This window comes from Confluentibacter flavum, from assembly GCF_002843175.1.
Taxonomy (GTDB): Bacteria; Bacteroidota; Bacteroidia; order Flavobacteriales; family Flavobacteriaceae; genus Confluentibacter; species Confluentibacter flavum.
Genome location: NZ_PJEO01000051.1, coordinates 78,461 through 104,234 on the forward strand (window position 1 = coordinate 78,461; position 25,774 = coordinate 104,234).

At 36.5% G+C, this 25,774-nt stretch carries 29 protein-coding genes and 1 tRNA gene; 18 read left to right on the plus strand and 12 right to left on the minus strand.

The features are described 5' to 3' along the window. Nucleotides 1-116: 116 nt before the first annotated feature. The 4 genes from CSW08_RS14050 to CSW08_RS14060 form a co-directional block, all read right to left on the minus strand. Nucleotides 117-782, minus strand: a complete 666-nt coding sequence (locus tag CSW08_RS14050) for a response regulator transcription factor (RefSeq protein ID WP_106660506.1) — start codon at nucleotides 780-782, stop codon at nucleotides 117-119. Continuing rightward, nucleotides 779-2,719, minus strand: coding sequence for a tetratricopeptide repeat-containing sensor histidine kinase (locus tag CSW08_RS14055; protein ID WP_162495560.1), 1,941 nt, complete (start codon nucleotides 2,717-2,719; stop codon nucleotides 779-781). The genes CSW08_RS14050 and CSW08_RS14055 overlap by 4 nt, the downstream gene beginning before the upstream one ends. Before the next feature lie 206 nt (nucleotides 2,720-2,925). Continuing rightward, nucleotides 2,926-3,087, minus strand: a complete 162-nt coding sequence (locus CSW08_RS18140) for a hypothetical protein (protein ID WP_157831501.1) — start codon at nucleotides 3,085-3,087, stop codon at nucleotides 2,926-2,928. A gap of 229 nt (nucleotides 3,088-3,316) precedes the next feature. Then, entirely contained in the window at nucleotides 3,317-4,027 is a 711-nt protein-coding gene (locus CSW08_RS14060) for a LytR/AlgR family response regulator transcription factor (protein WP_106660508.1), read from the minus strand. 156 nt (nucleotides 4,028-4,183) lie between these two features. Between CSW08_RS14060 and CSW08_RS14065 the strand changes: the two genes are divergently transcribed. From CSW08_RS14065 to CSW08_RS14090, 6 genes are all read left to right on the plus strand, one after another. Next, nucleotides 4,184-5,029 carry an RteC domain-containing protein gene (locus CSW08_RS14065; protein WP_106660509.1) on the plus strand — a complete coding sequence of 282 codons (846 nt, stop codon included), beginning with the start codon at nucleotides 4,184-4,186 and terminating at the stop codon, nucleotides 5,027-5,029. Nucleotides 5,030-5,294: 265 nt separating this feature from the next. Then, nucleotides 5,295-5,573, plus strand: coding sequence for a helix-turn-helix domain-containing protein (locus CSW08_RS14070; RefSeq protein ID WP_106660613.1), 279 nt, complete (start codon nucleotides 5,295-5,297; stop codon nucleotides 5,571-5,573). Between the two features lie 9 nt (nucleotides 5,574-5,582). After that, nucleotides 5,583-6,122, plus strand: a complete 540-nt coding sequence (locus CSW08_RS14075) for a hypothetical protein (RefSeq protein WP_106660510.1) — start codon at nucleotides 5,583-5,585, stop codon at nucleotides 6,120-6,122. Nucleotides 6,123-6,124: 2 nt separating this feature from the next. After that, entirely contained in the window at nucleotides 6,125-6,781 is a 657-nt protein-coding gene (locus tag CSW08_RS14080) for a P-loop NTPase family protein (protein WP_106660614.1), read from the plus strand. A gap of 238 nt (nucleotides 6,782-7,019) precedes the next feature. Continuing rightward, nucleotides 7,020-7,286 carry a helix-turn-helix domain-containing protein gene (locus CSW08_RS14085; protein WP_238987276.1) on the plus strand — a complete coding sequence of 89 codons (267 nt, stop codon included), beginning with the start codon at nucleotides 7,020-7,022 and terminating at the stop codon, nucleotides 7,284-7,286. Nucleotides 7,287-7,340: 54 nt separating this feature from the next. After that, complete coding sequence (locus CSW08_RS14090; protein ID WP_106660512.1) at nucleotides 7,341-8,591, plus strand: type II toxin-antitoxin system HipA family toxin; 1,251 nt, start codon at nucleotides 7,341-7,343, stop codon at nucleotides 8,589-8,591. Between the two features lie 84 nt (nucleotides 8,592-8,675). Here the strand turns inward: CSW08_RS14090 and CSW08_RS14095 are convergent, their stop codons facing one another. Next, the gene (locus CSW08_RS14095) at nucleotides 8,676-9,329 is read right to left on the minus strand and encodes an N-acetylmuramoyl-L-alanine amidase family protein (protein ID WP_106660513.1); all 654 of its coding nucleotides are present in this window, start codon (nucleotides 9,327-9,329) and stop codon (nucleotides 8,676-8,678) included. A 177-nt stretch (nucleotides 9,330-9,506) separates the two neighbouring features. Between CSW08_RS14095 and CSW08_RS14100 the strand changes: the two genes are divergently transcribed. The 8 genes from CSW08_RS14100 (at nucleotide 9,507) to CSW08_RS14135 (ending at nucleotide 16,402) form a co-directional block, all read left to right on the plus strand. Next, nucleotides 9,507-9,794, plus strand: a complete 288-nt coding sequence (locus tag CSW08_RS14100; protein WP_106660514.1) for a hypothetical protein — start codon at nucleotides 9,507-9,509, stop codon at nucleotides 9,792-9,794. Nucleotides 9,795-9,820: 26 nt separating this feature from the next. Beyond that, complete coding sequence (locus CSW08_RS14105; RefSeq protein ID WP_106660515.1) at nucleotides 9,821-10,105, plus strand: hypothetical protein; 285 nt, start codon at nucleotides 9,821-9,823, stop codon at nucleotides 10,103-10,105. Then, entirely contained in the window at nucleotides 10,092-12,494 is a 2,403-nt protein-coding gene (locus CSW08_RS14110) for a TraG family conjugative transposon ATPase (protein WP_106660516.1), read from the plus strand. Before CSW08_RS14105 ends, CSW08_RS14110 begins: the two co-directional genes overlap by 14 nt. A 38-nt stretch (nucleotides 12,495-12,532) precedes the next feature. Then, entirely contained in the window at nucleotides 12,533-13,123 is a 591-nt protein-coding gene (locus CSW08_RS14115) for a conjugal transfer protein (RefSeq protein WP_106660517.1), read from the plus strand. A 2-nt stretch (nucleotides 13,124-13,125) separates the two neighbouring features. Further along, nucleotides 13,126-13,956 carry a hypothetical protein gene (locus CSW08_RS14120; protein ID WP_106660518.1) on the plus strand — a complete coding sequence of 277 codons (831 nt, stop codon included), beginning with the start codon at nucleotides 13,126-13,128 and terminating at the stop codon, nucleotides 13,954-13,956. Nucleotides 13,957-14,032: 76 nt separating this feature from the next. Next, complete coding sequence (locus CSW08_RS14125; RefSeq protein WP_238987277.1) at nucleotides 14,033-14,638, plus strand: conjugal transfer protein TraK; 606 nt, start codon at nucleotides 14,033-14,035, stop codon at nucleotides 14,636-14,638. Nucleotides 14,639-14,665: 27 nt separating this feature from the next. After that, a complete protein-coding gene (gene traM, locus CSW08_RS14130) occupies nucleotides 14,666-15,592 on the plus strand; it encodes a conjugative transposon protein TraM (RefSeq protein ID WP_106660520.1) in 927 nt (308 codons plus the stop codon). Between the two features lie 21 nt (nucleotides 15,593-15,613). Continuing rightward, the gene (locus CSW08_RS14135; RefSeq protein ID WP_106660521.1) at nucleotides 15,614-16,402 is read left to right on the plus strand and encodes a DUF4138 domain-containing protein; all 789 of its coding nucleotides are present in this window, start codon (nucleotides 15,614-15,616) and stop codon (nucleotides 16,400-16,402) included. Between the two features lie 362 nt (nucleotides 16,403-16,764). Here the strand turns inward: CSW08_RS14135 and CSW08_RS14140 are convergent, their stop codons facing one another. Both CSW08_RS14140 and CSW08_RS14145 read right to left on the minus strand, forming a co-directional pair. Next, nucleotides 16,765-17,697, minus strand: a complete 933-nt coding sequence (locus CSW08_RS14140; RefSeq protein WP_157831502.1) for a helix-turn-helix domain-containing protein — start codon at nucleotides 17,695-17,697, stop codon at nucleotides 16,765-16,767. 571 nt (nucleotides 17,698-18,268) lie between these two features. Then, nucleotides 18,269-18,342, minus strand: a tRNA-Met gene (locus tag CSW08_RS14145). Nucleotides 18,343-18,522: 180 nt separating this feature from the next. Between CSW08_RS14145 and CSW08_RS14150 the strand changes: the two genes are divergently transcribed. Next, a complete protein-coding gene (locus CSW08_RS14150) occupies nucleotides 18,523-18,912 on the plus strand; it encodes an START-like domain-containing protein (protein ID WP_106660523.1) in 390 nt (129 codons plus the stop codon). A 68-nt stretch (nucleotides 18,913-18,980) separates the two neighbouring features. Continuing rightward, a complete protein-coding gene (locus tag CSW08_RS14155; RefSeq protein ID WP_106660524.1) occupies nucleotides 18,981-19,823 on the plus strand; it encodes an aminotransferase class IV in 843 nt (280 codons plus the stop codon). On the opposite strand, the gene CSW08_RS14160 is transcribed toward CSW08_RS14155, so the two are convergent. From CSW08_RS14160 to CSW08_RS14180, 5 genes are all read right to left on the minus strand, one after another. Next, nucleotides 19,820-20,380 carry a YqgE/AlgH family protein gene (locus CSW08_RS14160; RefSeq protein ID WP_106660525.1) on the minus strand — a complete coding sequence of 187 codons (561 nt, stop codon included), beginning with the start codon at nucleotides 20,378-20,380 and terminating at the stop codon, nucleotides 19,820-19,822. The two genes, CSW08_RS14155 and CSW08_RS14160, sit on opposite strands and share 4 nt — an antisense overlap. Nucleotides 20,381-20,498: 118 nt before the next feature. Further along, entirely contained in the window at nucleotides 20,499-20,771 is a 273-nt protein-coding gene (locus CSW08_RS14165; RefSeq protein WP_100611319.1) for an HU family DNA-binding protein, read from the minus strand. A 190-nt stretch (nucleotides 20,772-20,961) separates the two neighbouring features. Further along, nucleotides 20,962-21,909, minus strand: coding sequence for a methionyl-tRNA formyltransferase (fmt, locus tag CSW08_RS14170; RefSeq protein ID WP_106660526.1), 948 nt, complete (start codon nucleotides 21,907-21,909; stop codon nucleotides 20,962-20,964). Nucleotides 21,910-21,996: 87 nt separating this feature from the next. Next, nucleotides 21,997-23,901 (minus strand): RecQ family ATP-dependent DNA helicase, encoded by a 1,905-nt coding sequence (locus tag CSW08_RS14175; RefSeq protein ID WP_106660527.1) that lies wholly within the window; start codon nucleotides 23,899-23,901, stop codon nucleotides 21,997-21,999. Beyond that, entirely contained in the window at nucleotides 23,901-24,443 is a 543-nt protein-coding gene (locus CSW08_RS14180; protein ID WP_106660528.1) for an AAA family ATPase, read from the minus strand. The genes CSW08_RS14175 and CSW08_RS14180 overlap by 1 nt, the downstream gene beginning before the upstream one ends. A gap of 296 nt (nucleotides 24,444-24,739) precedes the next feature. Here CSW08_RS14180 and CSW08_RS14185 point away from each other — a divergent pair, with 296 nt between their 5' ends. Both CSW08_RS14185 and CSW08_RS14190 read left to right on the plus strand, forming a co-directional pair. Continuing rightward, a complete protein-coding gene (locus tag CSW08_RS14185) occupies nucleotides 24,740-25,033 on the plus strand; it encodes a DUF493 family protein (protein WP_106660529.1) in 294 nt (97 codons plus the stop codon). Nucleotides 25,034-25,103: 70 nt separating this feature from the next. Then, nucleotides 25,104-25,766 (plus strand): DUF4290 domain-containing protein, encoded by a 663-nt coding sequence (locus CSW08_RS14190; protein ID WP_106660530.1) that lies wholly within the window; start codon nucleotides 25,104-25,106, stop codon nucleotides 25,764-25,766. Nucleotides 25,767-25,774 lie beyond the last annotated feature (8 nt).

Here is a 25,774-nt window from a genome sequence, read left to right on the forward strand (position 1 = left end):
TAAAATTACAGGATACGTTTTAGGAAAGGGTAGACTATTTGAATACTTTTTTTATACAAATAGTCTACTTTTTGGATTTTTGAATAGCTTACTTTTATAGGTTAAGGTTTAATTTTTTAAATAAAACCCTTGTCGCGTGCTTTCTCAAGCAAGGCTAAGGTTTCACCACCTTCCACATTAAAAACTTCTTTTAAATGTTGTTTGCGTTTAGCTATTGCCGCTCTAGACAATGACAGGATGTTGGCAATTTCATTTAAACTGGCACCTCTGGATAAATAGTACAATAGTTTTCTATCCGTTTTATCCAAAATAAAATCATTGCTGATAAATTGACGCATGGATTGTATCACGGTTTTACTGTAATAAGGCGGATTATTCAAGATGCGGGAAATGGCCAATTCCAATTCTTTCGGTGTAAGATCATTTTTAATAAGAAAACCATCAGGGCTGACATGTTCAATAATGCTATGGATGCGGTAGTTGTCATTAAAAGTGGTAATGATGACAATTTTAGTAGTTTGGCTTTGAGATCTGATTCGTGCCCCTAAATCTTCACCAGAGTATAAACCTTCATGTTCCATGGTTGGCATTTGCACATCCAAGAATACCACATCGTACCGTTTCTTTTCCAAGGTGTTTAAAGCCGAAAGAAAACTATGGGCAATATCTATATGAAAATGGATGTTGTTTTCCTGTTCAAAGGCTATAAAAGCATTTTCATAAGCATTGGTAATTAAGGGGTGGTCGTCAACCAATAAAATGCGGTATTGTTTTTTACTCATGATTTTTCGGGGATTATTGGAATATTAATTGTTATTTTGGTTCCTTTGCCTTGTGTCGATTTTAAAGCATACGTACCGTTCATTTTTTTCGTTCTGGAATGAATGTTTTTCAGCCCTATGCCAGAGCCACGTTTGCCGCGTGTACCAATACCATTATCGGTCATTTCAAGTGTTAGGTTGTTGCCATACCATAAAAACTGCAAAATAAAACTAGAGGCCTGAGCATGTTTTATACAGTTTTGTAACGCTTCCTCGATAATGTGATAGAGGTTTACCTTAATGAGGTTGTCTATCTGTTCCCATGGAATATTACCATCATGCCGTAACTGATATTCAAACTTTCCAATTTTACTGCGTTTGGAAACCAAGCTTTCTACGATAAAAATAAAATCGATGGGGTATTCCATCATGTTGTTCTTCAGTTCATGTGACAGCTCCCTAATTTTCTTTTCGATGCCCTGCAACTCCTCAAGATAGAATTGGTGTTTTTTAATGGCCGTGTCCTCGCCCTTTAATTCGAGATAATTCCAACCCATTCTAAGGGCGAATAAATCGCTTAGGATGCTATCATGTAAATCTTCGGAAATGCGAATCCGTTCTTGGTTGCGACCTTGTTGTAGTTTATCCTGTTGTTGCAGTGTAAGCCGGTAGATTTGCTCATTGGCCCGTTGCTGATTGGTTTCAAACTGCAATAGTTTATTTTGGGATTTTTGTCGATAAATGAGATAGGCCAAAAAAATGAGTAGAAAGGAAACCAATCCGCCTATAAAAGTCCAAGTCACTCTAGAGGATAGCTGTTTGTTTCGGGCGATATACTGATCTGTTTCATATTGAATACGGGTAAACTTATTACGCGTGTTTCGTTCCTGAGCCTGAACCAGCTTGTTTATGATAATATACTGTTCCAGGTATTTGTCCTTACCTTTAGTATCAAGTCTAGAAAGTAACTCCAGTGATCGAAGAATGTCTCTATTATTTTTGATATGTTGGGATAATTTGTAGGCCTTTTTGGCATGGTCTAAAGCCATGGCAGTATCTTTTTGCTTGGCATAGTAGACTGCTAAATGGGCTCTACTCATAATCACTCCCGAAATATTATGCATGCTATCCCTAATATGTAGTGCCTCAAAAAAAGCCTTAGGCAAATCTGAGGTATCATTATTTAGAAATCTGCTAAAAGCCTTGTTGTCAATCAGGCGGGCATAAAGAAAGGGATCAATTGCCCTTAAGTCTGTTATTTTTAATGCTTTTTCAAAATAAGCAATGGCTTGGTTTTGGTTTCCTTGTTTTTGGTAAATAAGCCCCATATTATTGTAACTATCTTGCAGAAAAAGGGATTTATCTTCAAGCTTATCCAAATAATCCAAAGCCATTTGGTGATAGGATAAGGATTTATCATAGTCTTCGAGTTCCTCATAGATAACACCTAAAAGGTTGTAGCACAGGTAAAGCTGTTTATGTTTGTTCAGGGGTTTAAAAATTTCAATGGCTTGAAACAAATACACTTCCGCACCTGTGTAATCCCTGAGTCTGCTAAGAATAAAGGCCATGTTATAGAGCATCCTAGCTGCATAAAACGTATTTTCGGTTTCATGAAAAAGTTTGCGCGCCTTTTGGTAATGATAATATGAACTGTCATAACTTAGCTGCCTTAGGTAATATGCCCCATAATTCCAATGCATATCAGCAATCTTTGCGGTGTCCTGCAATTGAACGGCGAAGGTGTATGCTTTATGTCCCGAAGCGAAAAAAAGTGCAGAATCGTGACTCTTATAAGCTTGGTATGCAATAGTGTTGAGATGCTCCAATGCTACTGAATCCACAGTAGTTTCACTTAATCGGAAAGCTTTTTGGAGTAAAATACCTTTTTGGGCATTGGTAAGGTGGTCTGTTTTAACCTTTTGAAGAAGCACAGAAATACTGTCTCCTCTATCCATATCATGGTGTTTAAATTCCGATCGATCCTTGCAGTCCACAAAGAAGAGCATCAAAAACAGCATACAGAAAAGGAGTGAAGCTAGGTTATATTTTAAGTTACAGCACTTCACCACATATAAGAGAGACCTGTAATATAGGAAAAGCCTCTAACAAAAACTGTTAAAGGCTGGATTAAAAATCGAAATAAACGTGTTTACACGAAGGTTTAGTCATCTTTATCATTATCCGGACGCACACTGGAATCATCACCAGTGGCCACCACTTCGGCAGGAGGCGTGCTTTTTTGGTGGATTTCAGTGGGTGTGCAGGACATAAAAAAGTTCAGTAATAAGGTTGCCAATAGGATATGGTTTATGGAAATTCTCATAGTATTAATGTTTTTAATTACACAAATGTTTTGGAGTCAGAAGTGTTTCTGACAAGTGATTGTATTGTGCACAATGGAAACATGACCTCAAAAAGGTCCCGTTAAAAGCAGCTTTCTTCGTCTAATTTAGTAGTCCTAAATGTTGTGGAAGTCAAATAATCCATGGCTTTAGTGAGGGTGTGGTTTCCATGAGGGAGCGTCTGGTTTTTAAAAGGCAGTGTAACGCCAATTAGAACGTTATCTTGGGAAGTGACGAAAAAATGGCATCCATAGTCCCTTGGTATTTTTTGGAGAAGGGGATTAGGTTTTTAAAATGGTTTAGCTTGCAAATACCTTTACCAAAATCGATGCGATTAACCTCTGAGGTGTTGATGATAAAACTTTTATGAACCCTTTTAAAATGATCAGGTAATTTATTTTCAAAAGTCTTTAAGGTTTTAAAAGCCGTAATGATGTCTCCATTCAGCATGTGAAAGTCCGTGGTATTGTTGTCAGCCTTCAAAAGAATAATCGCTTGCGTATTCAAAAAGTGGTAGTTTTTGTATGATTTAAGACAAACTAATTTACCATCAGTGACAGGCTTCTTTTGAAACCTTGCTATGCTTTTGTTAATTTCACAAGAGGCCAAAGGCGTTATTAAGTAATCATAAAATTCATGTTTGATGGATTGATAGGCGAGTTCTGTGTTGGTAGATAAAGCAATAAATGCTGGAAGGGGTATTTTATAAAGATGTAGCTCCAGGGTAAATCTAAAAGCATCGGCAAAAACACCGTCGACATTTATAAATACCAAATCAGGTTGGTGCGTTATAATTAGATCAAGAGCCTTATTTAAACATACTGTGTTTCCCAATAATTCAAACCTTCCTGTTTTTTGTAATTCATGCTCGATTAAGCGAATGGATTCTTCATCGGAGTCTATAATCAAATAATTTTTCAAAGCTGCTAATTATGGCTTTTAAATTATTAAGTTGGTGATAGAGCTTAGTAGATGAAATGAATAAAAATAATATACAAAGTATCTACACTGAGATAGGGTGATTCAGCTATTTTGTATCCAGGTAAACAATTTTTTTTAATATAATTTCATCCGGCAATGAATATCTATGAAGACTATTTGAATGACCTGAATCAAGACCTGGAATGTCTAGAGCGTGAACCATTGGACGCTCTTTCCAAATCTGAGCAAGGCATTAGAAAAATCACTTTGGTCATTAAGAAACTCAGAGATAAGGTCGTCCTTGAGGGGTTTCGTGGAAAAGATGAAGAAATACATTTTTTTAAACATATAAAACCTCAAGTGTTTGGTAAACTTATTTACTACAGGAAGCTTTTTACCATGGAAAGTAAACGGCCTAGAAGTACCAATGAAGCACAAAGACAGTATTTTGTAACCCAAATTGATAAATTGCAGGAATATTTTAACAATAATCAGGAATTTTATCATTATTACCGCAGTGGTGCTACCTTCTTAGATGAGCACTATTTTATGCGTAGGGATGCAGAAATTACCTTCCATCTAGATACCTTACATGTTGTAACTGACATACCGTTTTCTACGAGCCATGATAGTTCTGTAGCCGTCATTATGGCCTATAATCAGTTGATTGTCTATTCGAAAAAGGAAATAGGAAAACTTGATAATGGCTATGTGAAAATTACCGAATCCCATAAGGGAAATTCAATACCAAAGCTGTTTTGGACGAGTACTAAAGTGGATTTAATTGAGTTGATTTATGCCTTACACGCATCGGGTGCTATAAATCGCGGTGCCGCTAATATCAATGACATAGCTGATTCATTTGAAATACTTTTGGAAACGGATTTAGGGGATTATTATCGAACCTATTCAGAGATCCGCTCCAGAAAGTTACATAGAACAAAGTTTATAGATAAGCTGAAGGAATCACTTGATCAACATATGCTGAATTTAGACCGTTAAAAATACCCAAGATGGGTGTTTTTTATAACTCATGTTTACCGTCCTGTTTTGTATGGTTTTAAAATCAGATTACTTTAAAATTTTTATAAAAAATCTTAAAAGAGCCTTTGGAAAAAATCACCCAAGTTGGGTGTGCCTTGTGAATAAGGAATTAAATTGTTTCCCAGTTTTGCCATACGAAAGTCAAATCAGTGCAAAGTCGTCCAAACGTTATTTTTAGGGATGATAACACGGACGGCTTTGTTTTTTAAAATCAATGTTACTTATGGGAGCGACCATCATCACTACGGAAGATCTTCGGGAATTTAAAACGGAATTACTGAATGATATCAAACAATTACTGAACAACCAATCAGGGCACCAAACCAAGCAATGGCTAAAATCACCTGAGGTCAGGGAACTCCTTGGGATTTCCCCAGGAACCCTGCAAAACCTACGTATCAATGGCACCCTGCCATATACCAAGGTTGGCGGGGTGCTATATTATGACCATAAGGAAATCATGCAACTTTTGGAAAGCAATAGGGTCCATAACAAATTCTAAAAGGCCATTTTGGAGGAGATTAATTATATCAAGCACCTTAATGCGGTTTTTTTGTGTTTCTCTAGGGATACCAGGCTCAATCCAACACATATCAGTCTCTATGTTGCACTCTTCCAATTATGGAACCTGAATTATTTCAAAACCGAATTCTATATCAATCGCGAGGAAGTCATGTCGTTTTCAAAAATTGGATCCAAAAGTACCTACCACCGTTGTATCAAGGAATTAAGCCTTTGGAGCTATATTTTATATGCACCCTCCCACAACCCATTTAAGGGCAGCCGCATTAAGATGTTCGATTTTGGGACAAGTTCTGGACAAGCTCTGGACCTAAGCCGTACCAATATTGGGACAAGTAGTGGACAAGCAGTGGTATCTATAAACAAACATATACAAACCTTGGAAAACAATAAAAACTTAAACAAACGGGAAAATTTAAAAAATTTGATTTTTGAAAATTCTGAAACGGATGGCAAACGGAATGGAGCTTCCCCATATCGGGACAACTTAAAAACAAGCACGGATAAAAAATACAATGAGCCCTTATGATTATCCAAAAACCATATATCATTTTGGAAGGTAACGTGGAATATACCTTAGGGCATATCCAGAACAACCTGATTATTTATGATTTTGATAAAATACTTGTTTACCTGAACGCCAAAGGGAAGTTATTGTTCGGTGCGGGCTTTAAGCTATTCGATGAAGACAGTGAAATCGTTTTTAGGCTTTGCAATTATATGATCCGTGATGAGGCCAACTGTAAAAAGTTGGATATGGATGTTCGTAAGGGTGTTTTGTTGACCGGTCCCGTAGGTTGCGGTAAAACCAGTTTGATGAAATTGCTTAGGCACATAGTGCCACATCAAAAGCCATATAAAATGATGCCTTCCAGAAATATTGTTTTTGGATTTAACCACATCGGTTATAAAACCATCGAGGATTTTGGCAATGGACAGTGCTTTTGCTTTGATGATCTAGGTGTAGAACCCATGGGAAGGCATTATGGTAAGGATTGTAATGTCATGGGTGAAGTCCTGCTTTCCAGATATGATTTATTTTTAGGCTACAGCATCAAGACCCATGCTACCACCAATCTCAATGCCCAGGAATTGGAAGAGCGCTATGGCATTCGGGTACGTTCACGTATGAGGGAGTTGTTTAATTTGGTGGCGTTTGATGATGGGAGCAAAGATAAAAGGACATAAGTTTTAGGAAAATATAAAGGCTTATTTTCAAAGGATAATATGTCTTAAGGATCCATTAAACTTTGGCAAAAACAAGGAAAATTTGCCAAAGTTTTATAAGGACAAAAGATGGTTTTCCGATTGCATGCATCAATAGTATAATACAATAACAAAAAATAAATGATTGTTATTTCAATCATAATAACTATATTTGCTTGAAATAACAATCATTTAAGGAATGGGAAAGAAAAAACAAATATTGTTTCCAAAGCATAAGGACATCCTTAAACAGGTGGGTGCTAATATTAAGTTGGCCCGTAGAAGAAGGAAACTGACCCAAGCGCAAGTTGCTGAAAGGGCAGATATTGTTAGGAGTACCTTGTACCTAATTGAAACGGGAAATCCTAGTGTAGCCATAGGGGCCTATTTCAACGTGATGCGCGCATTGGGCCTTCAGGAAGATTTTTTGAAGTTGGCAGCTGATGATGGGTTTGGCAGAAAACTCCAGGACCTAGAGTTGCTTTAACCATTATTAAGTACGGGGTCAATAAATCTTTAAATTTTTAAATTAAAACCAAAAATGGCAACTGGAAAATTAGACATATATGTATTCGCCCATTGGAAAGGCATGCAAAAACCCCAATTGATAGGAACCCTTTCTGCATTACATGCCAAGGGAAGGAAGGCCTTTAGTTTTGAATATGAAAAGGGCTGGGTGGCATCCAAACAACAAATGCTCTTGGATCCGGATATACAATTCTATACCGGTCCACAATATCCAAACAATAAGGTAAACTTTGGGGTGTTCTTGGACAGTATGCCGGATACCTGGGGGCGTACACTAATGAAACGTAAGGAGGTACAACGTGCAAATATAAAAGGGGAAAGGGCAAGGACATTATACGAAGTGGATTATTTGTTGGGTGTGTATGATGAAAGCCGTATGGGGGGCTTACGGTTCAAGACGGATATCAACGGACCTTTTTTGGATGATAACGACCAAACACCAACACCTCCATGGTCATCCATACGCGAGCTGCAAGAAGCGGCAAAAGGTTTTGAAAATGAAGAAGCCAGTGATGACGTTAAAAAGTGGCTGGACATATTAATGGCACCAGGATCATCTTTAGGAGGCGCACGGCCTAAAGCAAATATTTTGGACGAAAATAATGAGCCATGGATTGCTAAATTCCCTTCCAAAAATGATACAACGGATAAAGCGGCATGGGAATATTTGGCCTATCGATTGGCACTAAAGGCAGGCATTCACATGTCGCCATCAAGGATAGAAAAGGTATCGGGACAATTTAATACATTTTTTACAAAGCGATTTGATCGTGAAGAAGGTGAACGTGTCCATTTTGCATCTGCAATGACCATGACAGGAAACAATGAGGACACCATCAGGGACCAGCAAGCCAGTTATTTGGATCTGGCAGAATTCATTCAAAACCAAGGTGCCATGGTCAATGAAAACCTGGAACAGCTGTGGCGTAGAATCGTATTCAATATAGCCATTTCAAATACGGATGACCACCTGCGAAACCATGGCTTTATCTTAACAAGCCTAGGATGGGTACTTTCACCAGCCTATGATTTAAACCCATCCATAGATAAAGATGGTTTGTCCTTGAATATCGATGTGCATAACAACGAACTGGATTATGGTTTGGCCAAAAGTGTGGGCCTATTTTTTCGCTTGACAGAACTGGAAATGGATGCCATAATAGCTGAAGTTTCATCGGCAGTTTCGGAATGGAAAAAGGAAGCCAATGCCTTAGGGATTTCCAGAAGGGAACAGGAGCTTATGTCCAAGGCATTTAACACATAGAACCCATTTCAACGAATGGACAGTTTCTTTTAAAACAACTAAGGAGACTTGTTTTTAGCGTTTTAAAATATTTAAGGGAACCTTTCAAATTCGCAAATAATTAATGATGCCCATTAGTATGGCCAAAGCCAGTGCTTTAATATTTGTGGGTTTTAAGAAATAGCTGGCTTCATCCCAATTCGTCACAAATCCCAATTCAATAAGAACCGCAGGACAAAAATCAGACATGTCGCGTAATACTTGAAAATTGGAAAACTTCACACCACGTATTCCAAACCCCAATTTTTTGGAACTCTCATTCAGAATGGCTAAACTTATGGTAGTGGATGCTTTTAGATGGGCATTGTCCGAGTTATGTGCATAAACCTCCATGCCCTTGGAATTAACCAGGGAGGCATTGCAATGCAGGGACACAAACACATCGGCATATAAGGCTTTTGCCAATCGGCCTCTATCGGAGAGGGATATAAATGTATCACGATATCTGGTCATATACAATTCCAATTTTCCATTCAATACGATGTCATTAAGATTCAAAATGTTCCTGGCAACTGTCAAAACAATATCCTTTTCTTTTATGCCATGGATGCCTACAGCCCCGGAATCATGGCCACCATGTCCCACATCAATAATGATTCGTTTTTTTGGGTCAGGATTTTGACCAAAAACCAAGCACGTATTCAGCATGGCTAGAAGAAATACGACGTTTTTAAGGTTCCATTTTAAGTTTTTTTTCATAATTCAGCGATTTTTTAATGTTCAAAACCATACGGTTTAATGCCTTTTGTTTTCAATTGAAAACAATCTAAATCAAATATTATTTTTTAATTAAAATATTGATAATCAGTTGTTTAAATACAAATATATTGTAATTTTCATATATCGAAACCATTAAAAATTTAAACGTTTATTCTTATGAAAAAATCAATCTATTTAAGCTTGCTTTTGGGCTTTGTTTCAACCGCTATGTTTGCTCAAATTGGGGGCATTGAAGATTCCGTAAATGATGTTTCGGACACGATACGGACCATTTTCCCCATCATCTTGGGGGTCATCTTTTTAATCGGCTTTCTATTTAATGCAGGCCATTTCTTTGGAGAAAATGCCGATTTAAAAAAGGGCATTACCCGGGTATTGGTATTCGTACTGATTGCAGGGGCGGTAGTGGGCATCTTTACCTATCTGATAGGCATCGTCGTATAAATTTTTGGGAGCTATTCTAAGGAGCCATGAAAAAGTACGAAGTATATAAAAATATCAGAAAGCGAGCGATGATCATGGGTTTGCCCATATCATTGTTTGCCCTGATGGTGACGGCCATTATTGGCTCACTGCTGTTTATCATCTTTTCCTTCAGTGTTATGGTCATCATCGGGGTGTTTCTTTTCAATGCCATTTTATATATCGTATTGACACATGTTACCAAAAACCCATCCCTATGGCAATTAAAAAAAGTGTTTCCCAAAACCATTAGTAATAAAAGACAAAACCAATTGGATTATGAAGACTATTAACCTTGCTGCATACCATCCCATCTTGGATATCCAAAACCACATGGTATTTGCAAATAATGGCAATGTACTATTGTGTTACAGTGTTGATGTACCGGAAATATTTTCGTTATCAGAGTCAGACTTTGAGGATATCCATGGTGCATGGTTTCAAGGGTTTAAATCCTTGCCGATTGGTACCATCGTCCATAAACAGGATATTTATCGGAAGACATTATATGATGCCCAGAACATTCCAAACCACAGCTTTTTGGAACGGGCGACCTACGACTACTTTAAGGGAAGGGAATATCTTGAACATCGGTGTTATCTATTTTTTATAATGCCCTATAACAAAGCACTGAACACTTCAAAGTTTATCAATCCGTTTCGTGCGATTGCGAAAGGGATCCATAGACAAATGGACCATAAACTTCAAGAGTTTAGCACGGCCGTTCATGATGCAGTGTCCTTTATCAACAATAGCAGGAAAGTGTCCCTCATGCCATTGAACCAAAACGAGATCATAAATCTAACGGGCACCTATTTCAATGGATTTAATGAAGGCTTCGATACCGATATTCAGCTTAAGAAATCCGATATCGAAATTGGGGATAACCATTTTGATGTATTGGCAATCAATAGTGAACTTTGTTTTGGCGAGGTGGCCCAGAGCAGTAAGACCAATGATAGGTTTACCTCCGATGATTTTGTGTTCCATCAAGGATTTATGGATGGTTTAGGCCTTAATCTCAATGAAAACCACATCGTAAACCAGATCATCTATTTGGATGACAAGCACAAATGGCGGAAACTGCTGGAGAAGAAAATAGAGGAACTCAATAAAAGTTCCAATTTCGGTACACAAAATAAAGTCATCCTAAAAAAGATCGAGGACATTGTTGATATGATTAATTCTGATGATTCGTCCCGGATCATCAGGGGACACTTCAACATCGTATTTTGGGGTAGGGAAGTCCAAGACGTGTCACGAATCGCGTCCAAGATAAAGGCAGAGTTCAAGGAACTGGACATCGTTCCCTATTATCCCAACGGCGAGGAACGGAAACATTACTTCTTGAACTCGTATTGTTGTTTTGCTTCCAATTTCTCCAATGACGATCTGTATGTTACCGATTTAAAGCATGCCTTATGTTTATATATCAACAACACCAATTATAAGTCGGATTCACAGGGAATTATCTTCAATGATAGACAGCATAATGTGCCTATTCTTAAGGATGTTTGGGACGAGAAAAAGAAACGCATCAAGGCCCGGAATTTTGCCATTTTTGCTCCAACAGGGGAAGGGAAGTCCTTTTTGGCCAATAACATCCTAAGACAGTATTTTGAAAGTGGTGTGCGTTTGGTCATTATCGATCTGGGTGGTTCCTATTCCAAATTTGCGAAACTGTATCCAAAAGACCATATCATACTTAGATACGAGCAAGGTAAAAACCTGGGCATTAATCCGTTTTATATTTCAACGGATGCAGATCTGACACCGGAGCGTTTAGAAGATTTGGCCATGTTCCTTTTAGAACTTTTGGCATCCGGAAAGGAAGCCAAAAAAGCTGAGGAGGTAGCCATGAAAAAGGTATTGTTGCATTATTATGCTTCAATTAGAAGCAATCATTCCTTGGAATCATTGTACCAATTTGTAGATACAAATAAAGATACATTGGTCAACAGTCTTAATATCAGTGACACGCATTTCAGTGTCTATGATTTTTTGCACATCCTCTCTGAATATGTCGGTTCGGGATTATATAGTTTTCTGTTTAGCATTAGTGAAGACCAAACCTACAAGATCGAGGACAAGAGGCTCATTGTCTTTGAGCTTGATGAAGTTAAGGACAATAAGGAAATCCTTTCGGTCATGTTGAAGCTTATTAAATCGGCCATCCAACGGACCATATGGAGGAACAAGGCTGAAAAGGGCATCATTCTGTTTGATGAGTTTGCCAAGCAACTGAAGTTTGGGAACGTATTGGAAAGTGTTGAATTCTATTATCAGGCCATCAGGAAACAGAACGGTGCCATTGGGATCATCCTACAATCCATTAACCAATTGCCCAACAATTCCACTTCTGCCAGTATTCTGGAGAACACTCAGGTTATATATAGCCTTCGTAACGAGAAAGGTTACGAAGAATTAAAAAACAGACTTAGTCTGTCCAGCCATGACCTGAACCAGTTAAAATCGATCAGGAACCAGCTGTCGGGGACTCAAAAGTATACCGAAATATTCATCAAGATCGGTAAGGAAAGCAACATCTTCAGGTTGGAAGTCCCGAAGGAAGTGTATGCCGCCTATCTCACGGATGGCGCAGAGAACGAAGCCATAATGACCATATACAATAGGACACAAGATATGGAACAGGCCATAAAAGAATTTATCAAGCAGCCTTAGACTGCATTAATTAATAATAACCATTAAAAAGAAAACAAATGAAAAATGTACTTAAGAAAACAATTGCAGGTGCAGCATGGCTGTTACTGCTGAGTATATCGGGCACCAATGCCAATGCGCAAGGTATGCCGGTTTATGACAACACCAACTTTATAAGCCTTGCCAAATCCTTGGTGGAATCCGCAAAGCAAACTTCAGAACTTTTGAAAACCGTTGAGTTTTTAAAACAGCAGAAGGAGCGTATTGAAAAAGTAAGCAACATTGTCAAACAATTGAACGCTGTCAAGAAACTGACCCGAAACAATCAAAGGCTTTTTGATATGGTACAGAATGATCTACGGGAGCTATTGAACTCGCCCTATATCAAGCCAGGGGAGGTCAATAGGATATCCGAATCCTTTAATGCCATTATAGAACAAGCTTTGGATGATCTGGACTTTGTAAGTCAGTTACTATCCAATAATACCCTAAATATGACCGATGCGGAGCGTGCTCAATTTTTAAACCAAAAGGAATTGGAGTCCAGGGAAATGGTCGCGGAAATTGAGGCTAAGACCAGGCGTTATAGAGAGATCATCGCATTTAGGAACATGCAGGACAAGATCAATAACCGAACTGTCAATTATTAGGGATGTCCATAGGATTGGAATATGTGGATGCAGTCTTTACCACGATAAAGAACAGTGATTTCGCCCAGTATACCATTACGGGGATGAAAACCTTGGCGATTTTGTTCTTTTTGGTCAATATCCTTAAGAAATACAACGAAGGTGTAGCCAATAACGACGGCTATACCTGGGGATTGACACCGACGGAACTTGCCAAGAATTTTGCGGTGGTCATTCTGGTCATTTTCTCCACACAGGTATTGAACGTTTTTGATGCCATATTAGTGGCCATCGAGACCCAATATCGGGATACGGCTCCGGCACTCCTCCCGTTACAGATGCAGGATATCGATATTGAACAGGATGTGGGTGCTTTGGAAGCCGCCAAAAAAGCCATGGCATTGCTGTATGAGGCCTTAGTCACTCCGTTGTTCGGGCTGAAGGTCATCGCTTTTATATTGGGCCTCTTTTTGTGGCTGCTGGATATTTTTATCTATCCTCTGTTCTTAGCTGAACGCTATTTTCTGTTAGGGATCATGCAAGCCTTTTTTCCATTGGTCATCAGTCTAGCGGTCTTTGAAAAGTTCAGGGGCCTGGCCTATAATTTCTTTAAGCTATATGCCGGGGTCTATATGTTGGTACCCGCCTTTTTTCTGGTCAATGTATTTGTAAACAATCTCTATACAGAGGTCAATACCAACTTTTGGTCCACCTTGTTTGGAACGGATTGGGGCAGTCAAGTGTTCGCCCCTGTTATTCAACTGGGATCCATAGGCTTTATAGTCCTATTGAAATTCAAACTATATAGAAAGGCGACCACTTTTACTTTAAAACTCTTTTCCAGTGGTGACTAAGGCCCTTTCAAATGACCCAATAATTGGGATTTAAAAATAAAATCGATTAGCACAAATGAAAACAAAAACTCCATATATGAATATCTATAATGTTCTAAAATTAAACCGCTTTGTGGTATTGGCCGTTGTCATAGGGGCAGTCATGATCTGCATCATTTCCGTATGGTCTGTAATGGCATTACATAAAGAGACCATAAACAGTGCCTTTGTGGTGAATACGGACGGAAGCGTGATTCCTTTAAAACTTGTCAAACAAAAGGAAAACATAGAAGTGGAAGCCTTGGCGCATTTGGAGCTGTTCCATACCTATTTCTATAATATTGATGCCAGTAACTATGAAAAGCACCTAGAAAAGGCGCTTTGGTTGGGAAATGGTACTATAGATGCCCTCTACAGACAGAAGAAAGCGGACGGTGTCTATAACCGGTTACTTCAGTATTCCTTGGTTCAAAAAGTAGTCTCCATTAAAACCATTTTAGACATTAATAAGGAACCTTATAGGTTTGAGACCCTGACCATATTTGAAGTCAATCGAGGGACCATTACCGATGCCTATGAACTAAAAACCTCTGGAGACCTGATACATGTGGATAGAAACTTTCCAAATAATACCCATGGCTTGTTGATTACCAACTTTTTTGAAAATAGCCTACGGAAATTGGAGAACCTTAAAAACCAATAATAGGATTAGCTTATAGATCTAAATATTATGAAAATTGAAAAGAACAAAATCGTATTTGCTGCCACACTATTGTGTGTTGTACTCTTTATTGTGGCATATGCTATGCTCATTATGGGCAGTGATGATAACCCCTCAATTGAGAACAATCAAATTCCGTTACCTAAATTGGAAGAAGGACAAAAAACCTATGAATCGAAGCTAGATGCCCTGAACGATTTAAAGGAAGTCAGGCAGACCAATGCCCCGAGCATCTATGATGACCGGTTATTGGATTCCACCGGAGTCTATGACCCAGATTTGATGGACCAGGAAAAGATGAGAATGATCGATAGTATCTATAACGAAGGCCGTATTCAGTATTCGGAGAATACCTTGAAAAATAATATTGCTGAAGTTCCAATTGAAGACTTCAAACCCCAAGCGGATACTATAGTTCTAAACATGAAAGCTGTCACTTCCACCAAGGAATTGGGATTGGAACATCAACTCTTTTTTGCTTCGAATCCTAAAGCAAGCTACATAGATAAATTCCAGAATTCGGATCCATCCATTTCCGTTATCGTGGATGGCACTCAAACGGTGAAGGCCAATTATAGATTGAGCATGCGTTTAATGGAAGATGCCATTATTAATGGCATCAATATACCTAGAAATACACCCATTTATGGATTTGTGAGCTTTCGTCCAAACCGAACCATCATAAACATTGAAAACATTAACCATCAACCAGTAAAACTGAAAGCCTTTGACTTGCAGGATGGCAGTGAGGGCATTTATATAGAGAACAGTTTCAGGGAGGATGCCACTAGGGAAGTCGTGGATGATGTTGTTCAGGATATAAACATTGCAGGAATTCCTCAAGTTGGAGGGGTTAAGAAACTTTTTCAGCGTGATAACAGAACTATTAAGGTGACTGTATTAAACAATTATCAATTAATCTTAAAAGCCCAATAAAGGGCAAAAACACATTTAATCATGAAAACAATTATTACATACCTTATATTGATTTTATCTATTGTGATGCATTCACAACAACCATTGGACACCATCTATGCCAATGACCATATGAACGTCGCCCTATTTTTTCCTAAGCCAATACGTCAAGGGATAACAGGGGCGGATAACTTTGCCTTCACTTACAATAGGGATAATGAACAGTATTTTGGATTGTTGCAAGCCACACCGGGTGATGCAAGCAATCTACTGACGATTACCAAAGACGGAAATGTGTACGCCTACATTTTAAAATACGAAAAGACATTAACCAAGCTGAATTATTTTATAAATGAGGAAGAATGTATGGGGAATGAGAAACCTGAAGAGGTTGGATCCCTAATTGCAATGGATACCCTAAAAAACAACAAAGAAAAATCCATTTATAAAAGGTTTTCAGAATATCTATTGAAGACAAAACATTATCCTGTTGCCACAAAAAGAGAAAATGGCATGGTCTTAAAATTGTTGAAAATGGTTTATGATAAAAATGAGGTATATTTCGCTATGGAAGTAAAAAACAATTCTGGAATCGATTTTGAATTGGATTATTTAAATATTCACGTAGTTACTGAAAATAATGGACGAAAAACATCTTACCAGAGATTAAAGCAAAACATTATTTATAAGTATAAAGTACCTAGTATTATTTTAAACCGAGGATCATTTAAATTTGTTTTTGTGGTTCCTAAATTTGTATTAGGAAAGGACGAAAAGTTGAATATGGAAATGGGGGAATTGCATGGGAACAGAAAAATATCACTAATGTGATATGGGAAACATACAATTATTTAAAACACCTATTTCAGGTGTTTTTTTATGGCTAATTATTGACAACTTTTGAATTGAATGTGTAAATTAATACCTTTGTGATAGACGGAAATTGACAAGAATTACTTGGTATAATTTTTAAGTTCACAAATAGTCAACATAAGGTATAGAATTCCACACAGGTACTGTAAACACTTGGCTCAAGATATTAGGTTTGAATCCAGTCGGTTCTTCATCAAAACTATTATTTTATCGCTATCGTATTCCCATTCATGATGACAACGAATTATTCGGACGTTTGATATGAAATTAAATGACCAAAAAATAATATTTTTTTGAGTAGAAATAGAGTTGTTTTTTTTTCAAGCATATGGCATGAATTCAAACTCCTCAATCTGTTTTTTCCATATTAAATATTCTTCTGGCTCCCGTCCAGTTTGTTCCTTAAAAGCATTCACAAAGGTTGTGTAATTCGTAAACCCTACTTTTAAGGATAAACTCTCTAAATTTGAAAATTCAAAATCGTTATCTTCTATAAGTTTTTTGGCATCATTTGCCATACAACTTACTTTATATTCTTCAAATGACATAACTGAATGGTATTTAAAAATATAATGTAAATGGCTAGTTGGCAGGTCAACAAAATTCGCAAAATTATGAATGGATACGTTGGTATTTCTGAAAGGGTTGGTTTGGTGTATAAAATCTTCTAAAGTAATGATTTGAGATAGCACTCTTTTTTTCATGCCACATTTCAAAATTTCTTTTTGAAAATTTGAAATAGTAGACTCGTCATAAATCCATGCCCTATCATTTATCGGGATTACTTCTTGATCTTTTATCTTACGCTTCTTAAATCTAGGATATCCATATAAAATTTCAGGAGTAATTAAAATTTTTCCATAAATTAAAAGCCATGGAACAACAGCCATAATTGAAAACCTATAAGCTTGAAGTGGTTCATTAGATATTTTTTCAACGCCGATAGAATATATTATCCTGAAAAACATTAACGATGACATAATAAAGATAAAATACGTCCAGTTTTTTATCAAACTATCATGCCTGGGATCCACAAAATCCTTTCGGGGCTGTTTCCATAAGTTTTTATTAAGTATTTTATAGGAAAGGATTATATAAAGAATAAAGAACATCACTATAGTTACAAAGCGCATATCCTCAATCAATTGATATTCCAAGATATGGAGATATTCTTGTAGCAAATTTAAAGCTAAAATTAGGCAGGGATAAATAAAATGGATCAAATCTTCTTTTTGGAATCTTCTGTAATCCATAACTAATGACTTGAAGTATAAAAACAGACAAGGTACTATTAGAAGGAATATTGGATTAATGAATTTTGGATTGAACGTGAGACCATTGCCTGATTCATCTGTAAAACCTAATAGAATATTTCGAATGGAACACAACACAAATATCGCCACCAAATAAGCATTAATCAACTTGTTGGAGCTATAGGAGAATAACATTAGGTACATAACAAACAAACCTAAAACTCCAGCCCAAATCAAGGTTGAATTTATAATAAATTGGGGCATACTACTTATCTTTAGGAAGAAAGTAAAAATACTAAAAAGACTTAACAAAGAAGTGTTGAATTTTCAAAATAAAGTTCAGGTGTTGGGAAATTATCATTAGTTTGTCTTTTTAGGTTTACCTATCTAGAAACTAAAGTTATGTCAAGGAATCCAGTAAATAATTTTATTTAATACCAAATATGGTCAATTAGATTCAATTAGTATGAGTACCTATAAAATAATGAAATGTTGTACCTATGTTGTACCCAAGCTATTTTTTAGGCATAAAAAAAAGGCTTCAATCTCTCGAAACCCTTGTTATTACTAGTAGCGAGAGGGGGGCACGATCCCCCGACCTCCGGGTTATGAATCCGACGCTCTAACCAGCTGAGCTACCTCGCCATATTTGCGCTCTAACCTCCCGATAGCTATCGGGATGAGCTACCTCGCCTAATTTAAGGCTGCAAATATAAAAACAATATTGATGCTTACAAACTTTACTTATGTAAAATATTTTTAAAAATTATTGTTAATCTTACCAATTAATGTATATATTGAGCATCGTAAACATTTAAATTACTTATGGACGAAAAAATTAGATTTGATATTGAGTTCCCAATACATGCATCTCCTCAACTGTTATACCAATACATATCTACCCCTTCGGGATTGTCTGAATGGTTTTCAGACAACGTAAACTCTAGAGGTGAGTTGTTTACCTTTATTTGGGATGATAGCGAAGAACAAGCCAAACTGCTAAGTAAAAAAAGTGATGAACGTGTTAAATTTAGATGGGTAGCTGATGAAGATGATAAAGCCGTGTTTTTTGAGATTAAAATCCAAGTAGATGAAATCACTAAAGATGTATCCATTATAGTAACCGATTTTGCTGAAGAAGATGAAGTTGATCAAGCTAAAATGCTTTGGGATAATCAAATCTCTAGTTTAAAACAAGTTTTAGGGTCGACTTAGTTCTATCCAAAAGAATATAAATTATATCTTTGCCCTATTCCAAAAATGAAGGAATAGGGTATTTTTTTATGACGAATTTTAACGGCATTATTTCCGAAGACAATAACATATTATCGATAAACAATAGGGGCTATGCTTACGGTGATGCCCTTTTTGAAACTATAAAGGTTTCTGCAGGTAACATTTTGTTTTGGGAAGATCATTATTTCAGGTTGATGGCTTCCATGCGTATCATGCGAATGGAGATTCCCATGAATTTTACTATGGAATTTCTAGAAGACCAAATACTCAAAACTTTAGAAACTAATAATCTACGAGATACATCGGCAAGAGTTAAATTGCTTATTCATAGAAATGAAGGCGGATTGTATTTACCAGATAGCAATGCCATTAGTTTTATAATAATAGCCAAGCCTCTTGAAAATCATCTATACACCATTAAAGGTCCTGTGTATGAAGTAGATTTATTTAAAGACTATTTTATAGCTCCAGGCTTACTGTCTACTTTAAAAACAAATAACAAGGCTTTAAATGTCATTGGTAGCATTTATGCTAAAGAAAACAAGTTGCAAAACTGCTTACTTTTAAATACCGATAAGCAAGTCGTAGAAGCTTTAAACGGCAATGTATTTCTTGTAAAAGGCAATACGATAAAAACACCACCTATTTTAGATGGTTGTTTAAAAGGAATCATGCGTAAACAACTTATTGAGATTATAAAAAGTATGCCAGAATATACCATAGAAGAAACATCCATATCGCCTTTTGAACTTCAACAGGCCGATGAATTATTTATGACAAATGTTATAGTGGGTATTCAGCCGATAACAAAATATAGAAAAAAAATATTCGCAAACAATGTATCGACATTGCTTTTAAATAAACTGAACGAGAAAATAAGTGTAATTTAATTGTAATTTGGATTCTCTGGAGCATTGGACCAAATACTGTATTCACCACCAAATTCCAGCATTTTTTCTTTCCAAAAAGATTCATAGTCTTTGGCAATAATATCCTTTTTGTAAATGTTTTCGGTGACCAACCAAGAGTTTGTTTTTAACTCATTTTCCAATTGATTGACCTCCCAACCAGAATATCCTAAAAAGAACCGAATGTCCGTTTCTTTTATTTCTTTTTTGGCTATGAGATCTGCCACATTATTAAAATCACCTCCCCAAAATACTCCTAATGAAATTTCGACACTATTAGGTATTAATTCTGGAACTTTATGTATAAAATATAAGTTGTCTTGCTCAACCGGCCCTCCATTGTAAACTTTAAAAGGGGCTTCAATTTCTGGAACTAAATCGTTAATGGTATATTCTAAAGGCTTATTAAGTATGAATCCAATAGAACCTTCTTCATTGTGGTCTGCTAAAAGGATGATTGAACGATTAAAAGAAGAATCGCCTATAATGGTAGGTTCGGCTATTAATAAGTCACCTCTTTTAGGTTTCATAGTTATCATGCCAATTAAATTTTAACTAAATCTAGTTTTTTTTTATTTAAAAAACAATAAAGTATGGATTTAAAATAAAAAAGCCTTCTAAATTTTAGAAAGCTTTTTTAAATATTGGAGTAAACAATTAGTTTACAGCGTTTGATAAATCTGCACCAGCTTTAAACTTAACAACGTTTTTAGCTTTAATTTTGATAGTAGCGCCAGTTTGAGGGTTTCTTCCTTCTCTTGCAGCTCTTTTAGAAACTGACCAAGAACCAAATCCAACTAAAGATACTCTTTTGCCTTTTTGTAAAGCACCTTCGATATCAATTAATAAAGAATCTAAAGCTTTTTTTGCAGCTGCTTTAGTGATTCCAGCATTTTCTGCCATTCCGTCGATTAAATCTGTTTTGTTCATAATATAAAAGTTTAATTATTAATAATAAGGTTAAACGTTTTTGTTAAATCCTATTACAAATTTATACGGATTATGCAATCATGCAAGTAATAACGAGGGAAATCCGCATTATTGTTGATAACTTAACCCATTTGTTAATAAGGGTAGGGTATTTCATCGATTAATTGAAAAGGTCAATGATACTAAGGGTTTAGAGCATTTTGGCATCTCCTTCAAATTTATAACCATTTAAAAGCGATTTGATGTCCATAGTACGTTTTCCTGGAAGTTTAATCTCTGTGATAATAATGTATCCATTAGCAACAGCCACTTTTAGCTCATTCTTCGTCGACATAATGCTTCCTATACTTTTGGAATGATTGTCAACTTCATTTTCTGCTTTGTAAATCTTAACATCCAAGGTATCATTCCCATTAACTAAGGTGCACCAAGCTGCTGGATACGGACTCAACCCACGAATGTGGTTGTAAATAGTGTCCAATGAACTATTCCAATTTATTTTACAGTTGTCCCTGTCTAACTTATATGCCGTTTTAATGTTTGCATGGTCTTTCTGCGGAACGGTTTTAGGATGTCCTTTTTCAATTAATGCCACTGTTTTTAAAACCAATTGACTACCAATGTCCATGAGTTTATCATGTAAACTTCCAGCATTTTCTTCTGAATCAATAGTTATTTCTTCCTGAAGAATCATATCGCCGGTATCAATTTTGTCGTCAATAAAAAAGGTGGAGACCCCCGTTTTTGTTTCACCATTGATGATGGCCCAATTAATAGGTGCGGCACCTCTATAGTTTGGTAATAACGATGCATGTAAATTAAAGGTGCCGTATTCTGGCATGTTCCAAACGGCTTCGGGTAACATTCTAAAAGCGACTACAATTTGGAGATTCGCGTTTAAGGATTTCAATGCTTCTAAAAAAGCCTCGTTTTTTAAATTGGTTGGCTGTAAAATTGTTAGGTTTTGTGATGTTGCATATTGCTTTACGGCACTTTCACTCAGTTTTTGTCCGCGACCCGCTGGTTTATCTGGCGCCGTTATAACGCCAACCACATTATAATGGTTTTCAACTAGGGTTTTTAATGTTGCCACCGCAAAATCGGGGGTGCCCATAAATACAATCCTTAAATTTTTCATCTGTTGGTATTTTATTGTTTTTTTAATTGTCAGATGCAATTCGCATATTATAATCCCAAAAAAGACAAATATTTTGGAATGCTCATTTCATAAATGACTTAGTTTGTAAGTATTTGTTTTTGTTATCGATATAATATCGTGTTCCAGCATTAATAGCAACACGGGTTTTAGGTCTTTATCTGAAACGCCTAAAGTGGTTTCTATGATTCTTGACGACTGGTCTCCCGTTTCCAGTAATTCAATAATACGGTTTTTAATCGTTTTGGCATCTTGAGGTGGAGTTGCTTTTTTAGTATTGGCACAAACCGAACAGATATTACAAGGTGCTACATTTTTTTCACCAAAATAGGTGAGGAGCTGTATGCTTTTACACACCGAATCATTTTCAACATAATCGAGCATGGCTTTCACTTGTTGTTGTTTCAGCTCGTTTTGCTGATTGATGATGTAAGCAATCCGGTTGATTGTTTTATCATCTTCCCGAGGTTCAATAAACGTCACTTGCGCATCAGTTTTCGCCAAATTTAGCTTAATAATGCCATCTTTTTCTAATTGCAATAATGCCGAAATCAATTCAGGTTCGGTAACCGATGCTTTTTCAGAAATGATGGACGTGTTTATTTTAGTGTCATGATCAAAAATACCACCATAAATACGGAGCATGGATTTTACAACAATACTTAGGTTTTGATGCCTTTCCAAATAGCTAAAAAGCGCATTACTTGCAATGATAAACTGAACCGATATGTTGTTTTTAAATTGTTTGGATAAACCAATGACGCTATTTCTATCCAACGCCAACAAGGCATTATAGCACAATACACTATTAAAATCATAGGTTTTACAGAAGCTATTAAAGTCAAAATCGAAGGTTAGGTATTCACCTTCACCATAAGGAATTTGAAAATAATTGCATAGCTTTCTATAGACTTGCTTGATGAAATCGACAGTGGGCAACACATTTAAAAACTGATTTTTAATCAGCACTTCATCACTTTTGTTCTTTAAAATAACAGCAAACGCCTTGTCGCCATTTCTACCAGCCCTACCAGCTTCTTGAAAATAACTTTCCATGCTTTCCGGCAAATTTAAATGGATGACCGTTTTAACATCGGGTTTATCAATGCCCATTCCAAAGGCGTTGGTGGCAACCATGACTTGTTTTTTATTGTGTAACCAAAGGTTCATGTGCGTGTCTTTTTCAGCGTTTGAAAGTCCACCATGATAATATGTTGCCAAAATACCTTTGGATTCCAAAAATGCACTTAATTCCACCGTTAGTTTCCGATTTCTGACATAGATGATGGAAGCCGATTTATATTTCTTTAAAATGGTTTCTATGCGATAGTATTTATCATCTTCATGAAACACCATGTAAGCCAGATTGGGTCTGGAAAACGATTGTTTAAAGACTTTCGGATTAATAAAATCAAGTTCCTTAATAATATCCTGAACCACATTAGGTGTTGCCGATGCCGTTAAAGCAATCATATTAACTGTGGGCTGCAATTGCCGTAACAGCGCAATGTTTTTATAAGCGGGCCTAAAATCGTTTCCCCATTGCGAAATACAATGCGCTTCATCAACCGCAATCAAACTCACGTTCATTTGCTTGATGCGTTCTTGGACCAATTCTTGCTGTAAACGTTCGGGCGAGAGGTATAAAAATTTATAATTTCCGTAGATACAATTATCCAAAAGTGTATCTAATTGTGCATACGAAATCCCACTGGTTAACGCCATGGCTTTAATGCCTTTGTCCTGCAGCGTTTGTACTTGTTCTTTCATTAAGGCAATTAATGGTGAAATCACTATACAAATGCCGTCTTTAATTAAGGCGGGTACTTGAAAACACAATGATTTTCCGCCACCAGTGGGCAATAAAAGAAAGGTATCTTCGCCTTGTAATACCGCATTGATGGCTTCTTCTTGAAAAGGCCTGAATTCTGTAAACTTCCAGTAACGTTCTAATATGTTTACAGGATGGTTCACTATAAAATAGTTAGGGTTTTTAAAATATAATTGGTCCTGTTTTCAACGGTATCAAAAGGGACGTCCAACAACTTGTAATCGTATTTTTGATACGTATTCAATAAATGTTCATGGATTTGCATAGCTTGTCCGAAATCCTCATAACGTTCATTATCACTGGTGTAAATATCCTGCCAAGGTTTTAAAATAAACACATAATCATATACACAATCTTTGCAGGCGTCTGTAAAATGCTGCGGATAATCTTCCCCTTTAAAATCCATGTAAGCGACAATATCAGGAACACCTCTATCAAAAAAAACAGGATTAGCCGTTTCATTCAAGGCATCTGTATATTGTTGTTTTCGCCCCTCTAAAAGACGTTCGCTAAATAATAACGGATTCGTTAAAAATAATTGGTCAACGCCTTGTTTTTGAGCGTCCAGTATAATGTCCCTAGAAATTTCTTCAAGACAGGTGAAGCCTCGCTGTATCAATTCATTTATTATAGACGATTTTCCTGTGCCTGGGCCACCTGTAATAACAATTCTTTTCGTGTTCAAATTGGAAAGATTTTAGCTGTAAAAATCGGAATTAAAATGAAGACTACCAATTTAGAGTTAAAATTATCTCAAATCCTATGGGTGACTTTATAAATTAAAAGGAAACCGTATATTTGTAGCTTAGAATTGCATGAACTCATTTAAATTTTTTGGATTGAAGCGAAAATTATTCATTTTTGTGTCCATTTGAAGGCTTTTTTGAGTTGCATAGTAGCGCTACGGAAAGAAAAAAAGACGAAAAATGGGTGCAAAAGGGCAATTTTTTAGCCAATTGAAAAAGTTTAAATGAGTTCACTATGAGTACACCTCCAAATTCGGATGAATTTTACAATAAATTAAGAGAGCAATTACGGCAAAGTGCCAATTGGCCGGCAGAATATCTATATAAATTCATTATTCCCACAGATGTGCATAAAATAGCCATTTTAGAAGCTATTTTTGATAATATGGGCGCTGTTATTAATACGACTGAATCTAAAAATGGCAAGTATACCAGTGTTTCCATCAATATTTTAATGAGAAATCCAGATGCTGTTATAGAAAAGTACCTTGAAGTTGCAGAAAAAGTCGAAGGTGTCATAAGTCTTTAATTTTTTTTTGTATTTTGCGCAAGCATAACAACTACATGCAGAAATATTTAACTCTACACACACTTTAATTTTGACGATAGACGATTTAGAATACAATACAGAGCGTGAACATTTAATCATTCCAGAATATGGTCGCCATATGCAGAAAATGATTCATTTCGCTAAAACCCGAGACACCAAAGAAGAACGCGATAAAGTGGCAAAAGCCATAATAGCGGTTATGGGAAATATGCAACCGCATTTACGTGATGTACCCGATTTTCAGCATAAACTTTGGGATCAGCTGTTTATTATGGCCGATTTTGAATTGGACGTCGATTCACCCTACCCAAAACCATCTAGGGAATTACTGGCAGAACGACCAGATCCATTAAAATATCCACAAAACTTTCCTAAATATCGTTTTTACGGAAACAATATTAAAACGATGATAGACGTTGCCAATACTTGGGATGAGGGCGACCTTAAGGAAGCGCTTATATTTACCATTGCCAACCACATGAAAAAGTGTTTTTTAAATTGGAACAAAGACACTGTGGAAGATGATGTTATTTACGGTCATTTATATGAGCTTTCCGGTGGAAAAATAAATTTACAGAATTCGGAAGAAGACTTGTCTGATGCCACGAGTTTAATGCGTAGTAAAACCAAATTTGCCACCAGTAATAACAAAAAAGGAGGAGGCCACCATAAAAAGAGTAATTTAAGCAATCGCCCAAGAAAACGTTACTAACCACCACC